Genomic DNA, 4,934 nt, shown 5'->3' on the forward strand with positions numbered 1-4,934 from the left:
GGTTTTTTCCACATGGACTCCCCCCCGCTTGTGACGTGCAAGCAAATGATTTTGATTGATTCAACATGGAATAGATTTGAAATGAGAAAATTTTACGATATTAGGGAGCTAATTCAACTTGAAGAACGCTAAATTATCATTATAAATCAATATATTGTTTCATTAGGAACATACATATCAAACGACAAATCCCTTTTCATTGACAACTTTAGTCAAAGCAATCCGTACAAAATAAGACACCGTAAGCCCTAGAGGGGCTAATATTTCATGGGCTTTTTTTAAATTCTTATCTATACATGCTCGCACAATATCTCTTGAATCCACCGCTATATTTATAAGTAACCCTCCTTTAGTTACTCTTTAATGAGAACCCAAATGAGCTACAATAAAAAGTTTCTAATGCATTAGGTTTCTTGACCGTATCACATCTTTTGACTTTGTACGCACAGATGCGTTGTTGATCTCTTGTATATGTCTTTGTTGCAAAAATTGAACAGCTGTTTGAAGCTCGTTCACTAGCTTTTTATCCTGAAGTTGTTCTTTAGGGAGAACTTTTGATGAATCAAACCCATAGTTATGAAGTACATCCCAAGACAACATTAAAGACAAAATCACGAAACGACATCGCTTTATCAGTATAAATTGCCAAACCCTTTTTTATCTAATCTCTGATCCTCCCTTATATGCAATGTATAAAGGATAGATTTTCGCCATTACACGAATCCCAAAACTCCTTCATCAACGACTGTTTTTCTTGGATAACCGTTTTGACTGACTGCTCTCACCAGCTTTTTCTTCTATACAACTCAAGAATTTTCATCCCTCTCTCAAGATCTCCCCTCCTCTAGCACACACAAGCCTCCAAGCTTTAGTCTTTATTCTTTTTCTTCCCCTCAACCATCATAAGAAGCCTCCCCTTTATTCAAAGGTCACCCGCTTGAAGTCTACTCAACGTTAGAAATATCCCCTTATATTCCAACAAATAATTCCCGTAGCAAACTTCCCTTCTATCTCTCAAAAGATTCCCTGATTACTTACCTCACAGCATTCAAGATTCCTCAAAGCACAGCACCCACGTGTGCATCATGTTGCGTAATAACATCCATCAACTCTGTTACGACCGCATCCAACACTTCTCGTGCATCGCCTTCAGCCATAAGGCGGATAACCGGTTCAGTTCCAGAAGCACGGATAACGAGGCGTGCTTCTTTTCCCAACTTTTTCTCTGCTTGATCAATAGCCGTTTTAACAGGATTTTTTTTCAGGACATTTTTATTTTTAACCGTTAAATTTTTTAAAATTTGCGGTACAGGTTCAAACCGTTTACACAATTGGCTCATAGGACTTTGGCTTTCTTTCATACAGGCTAAAACCTGCAAGGCAGCCACCAAGCCATCACCCGTTGTGCCAAAATCACTGAGCACAATATGCCCAGAAGCCTCACCACCAACATTATATCCCTTTTGGCGCATGGCATCGACAACATAACGGTCTCCAACTTTTGTCCTTACAAGGTGCAACCCTTTGCCGTTCAAGAAACGCTCTAGTCCAAGATTTGACATAATTGTTGTAACAACACCATTGCACCGTAATCGTCCCATTTTATGCCAATTTTCAGCAATTACAGCAATCAACTGATCTCCATCAACCGTTTGTGCTTTTTCATCAACAATGAGAACACGATCTCCATCTCCATCAAGAGCAATACCCACATCAGCACGTACTTCATGCACTTTTCGTTTTAAAGAACTTAAATCGGTTGACCCACATTTTTGATTAATATTGGTACCATTTGGCTCATCATGAATAGCAAAAACCTCAGCCCCCAATTCCCATAAAGCACGAGGAGCCGCTTTATAAGCCGCCCCATTGGCACAATCCACAACAATACGCACAGCATCCAAGCGAACATCGCGCGGCAGAGTTCGTTTGGCATATTCAATATAACGATAAATATCCCCTTCAACCCGTTTTGCATAACCAATTTCGGCAGAACTTGCTAAAGATTTTGAAAGATCTGTATCGATTAATTGTTCAATTTTCGCTTCCATATCATCTGAAAGCTTAAAACCATCAGGACCAAAAAGTTTAATTCCATTATCATAGAAGGGATTATGAGAAGCAGAAATCATCACCCCAAGATCCGCGCGCAAAGAGCGGCAAAGCATTGCAACAGCAGGTGTTGGCACTGGACCCAATAAAAAAGCTTCCATCCCCGCAGCAGTCAATCCTGAAACCAAAGCGTTTTCCAACATATAGCCCGATAATCGTGTATCCTTTCCAATCACCACACGACGTGATTGATGTTGTGAGCGGAATAAAACCCCTACCGCCATCCCTACCTTCATAGCAAAATCGGGTGTCATCGGAAATGAATTGGCTTTCCCCCGAATTCCATCTGTACCAAAATATTTTTGTACCATACCTCTTTCCTTTAATATCTACTTTTTCCCTTTGACTTTTTTAAACCCCTAAAAGCCCCCTTGGTACAATAGTCCTCCTCTCCCCGTATAAAATCAGATCATTGATCTTAAACCTTCATGCATTTAGACAATCAAGCCCCCTATTCACCATCTACACATCTAAACCACTCTCAAACAATTATGTTACACCCTCACACATAAAAGAAATATTATCTCCTCAAAATGCTCTACACATCCCTTTAACACAACCAACGGATAATCTCACACACTTGCTAAATCCGTAAAGAAACTCAGCACCAAACCTCATACCCTACCAAATCAGCAAGAAAATCTATCACCTAACCTTACAACCCCTACCACATTAGAAAAGCAACAGTACACCTCGCCTTGTAGCATGCTAAAGCCGTCATCATACAACGGCTTTGCTTAATTTTTTTGCTTCCATATTTTTGCAAATATTGCAAGAAAGGCGCAAACAAAGCTTGCGCCTTTCTCAAAAAATTTAGAAGTTTTCCTAAAACATCGTCACTCAAGCGTTCTTAAAAGGCTCCTATTTTCCTTTATCATGTCCCACCGTATTTGACTTTTTTTCTGCACTGCTTTTACTTTTAGAGCGGTTGACTGATTTTGTGGTACCTTTTGTGCTTTGCGCTTTTTTCTCAGTCTCATCCGATTGCACTTTTTTAGACTGAAGCTCCTTAGGTTCAACATCACTGGATTTTGCTGTTTTCTTCCCTACAGCTCCCTCTGCCTTACCCTCTTCTAGTTTATCAGTCTCTACCTTATGAGTTGCTATTTTAGGCGCTGTTTCAGCGTCTTTTTCCTCTGCGCCTGCTGTCTCTACCCTCACTGTTCCAGTTTTCGGAACAGAGGATCCCCGTGGTGCAGCATTCTCATCTTTCTGTGTGCGTGAAGGAGGCTTTCCTGCAATAACTTCGTTAATTTCAGCTCCCGTTAAAGTCTCATATTCCAACAAACCTTGTGCCAAAGCAAACCATTCTTTTCTTTTTGTTTTCAAAATTTCTGTAGCATTTTTATAGGCATCATCAATAAGCTTACGCACTTCCATATCAATCATGCGCGCTGTTTCTTCAGAAACGTTTTGTGTTCGCGCAACAGAATGACCCAAAAAGACTTCATCTTGGTTATCTCCATAAGCAACATTCCCAAGCAGATCAGAAAATCCCCATCGTGTGATCATTGCGCGCGCTAATTTGGTTGCTTGTTCAATATCAGAAGAAGCACCGGAGGTGATATTTTCCTTTCCAAATTTCAATTCTTCAGCCACACGTCCACCCATCATAATGGCCAGACGAGAAATCATCCAACGATAACTCATGGAATAGCGATCACCTTCAGGCAATTGCATCACCATTCCCAAGGCCCTTCCCCTTGGGACAATTGTTGCTTTGTGGACAGGATCAGCAACTGGCACATTAAGAGCCACAATAGCATGTCCTGCTTCGTGATAGGCAGTGAGTTCTTTTTCTTCTTGTGTCATAGCGGTTGAACGACGCTCAGCCCCCATCATCACCTTATCTTTCGCATCTTCGAATTCTTGCATTGTCACGACTCTTTTATTACGGCTTGCAGCCATAAGAGCAGCTTCATTGACCAGATTCATCAGATCCGCACCGGAAAATCCTGGTGTACCTCTTGCCAAAATCTTCAGATCAACGTTGGGCGCTAAAGGCACATTGCGCACATGCACTTTCAAGATTTGTTCACGCCCAGAAACATCAGGGTTTGGCACAACAACTTGCCGATCAAAACGCCCTGGTCTCAATAAAGCGGGATCAAGAACATCGGGACGGTTTGTTGCAGCAATAAGAATAATACTTTCATTGGGCTCAAACCCATCCATTTCAACAAGCAACTGATTTAAGGTTTGCTCGCGTTCATCGTTTCCCCCTCCTAGTCCAGCACCCCGATGGCGCCCAACAGCATCAATTTCATCGATAAAGATAATACAAGGGGCATTTTTTTTAGCCTGTTCGAACATATCACGCACACGGCTCGCCCCAACACCTACAAACATTTCAACAAAATCAGACCCTGAAATGGTGAAGAATGGCACATTGGCTTCACCAGCCACAGAGCGTGCGAGCAAAGTTTTACCGGTTCCTGGAGGACCAACAAGCAAAACACCGCGTGGAATACGGCCTCCTAAACGTTGAAATTTTTGTGGTTCGCGTAAAAATTCAACAATTTCTTGAAGATCTTGCTTTGCTTCTTCAACACCGGCAACATCTTTAAAAGTAACACGTCCTTGCGCTTCATTAAGCAATCTTGCTTTTGACTTCCCAAACCCCATTGCACCACGTGATCCATTTTGCATTTGCCGCATAAAAAAGACCCACGCCCCCACGATAATAATAACAGGCAATAAGGAAAAGAGGAGATTGAGGAAAATACTATTTCCAGAGCTTTCAGGAATAGCTTTAACATTGACGTTTTTGCTTTCCAATTTTTGTATCAAACCTGGATCTCGTGGAGCATAGGTTGAAATAG

3 protein-coding genes are annotated in these 4,934 nt (G+C 41.4%); all 3 read right to left on the minus strand.

What is annotated here, in order from left to right; translation table 11 throughout:
* Positions 1 to 177: 177 nt before the first annotated feature.
* On the minus strand, positions 178 to 324 hold the full coding sequence (locus ACFIO3_RS08885) for a type II toxin-antitoxin system RelB/DinJ family antitoxin (protein WP_375606528.1): 147 nt from the start codon (positions 322 to 324) through the stop codon (positions 178 to 180).
* A 734-nt stretch (positions 325 to 1,058) separates the two neighbouring features.
* Positions 1,059 to 2,423 (minus strand): phosphoglucosamine mutase, encoded by a 1,365-nt coding sequence (gene glmM, locus ACFIO3_RS08890; RefSeq protein WP_375609303.1) that lies wholly within the window; start codon positions 2,421 to 2,423, stop codon positions 1,059 to 1,061.
* 550 nt (positions 2,424 to 2,973) lie between these two features.
* Positions 2,974 to 4,934: ATP-dependent zinc metalloprotease FtsH (ftsH, locus tag ACFIO3_RS08895; protein ID WP_375704336.1), on the minus strand; the 1,961-nt coding region annotated here is incomplete at its 5' end.

This window comes from Bartonella sp. AD328YNZD (genome assembly GCF_042196425.1).

What these genes read in the sequence shown, in the direction of transcription:
- glmM (WP_375609303.1), bottom strand. Translation starts at nt 2,423, where the DNA reads ATGGTACAAAAATATTTTGGTACAGATGGAATTCGGGGGAAAGCCAAT.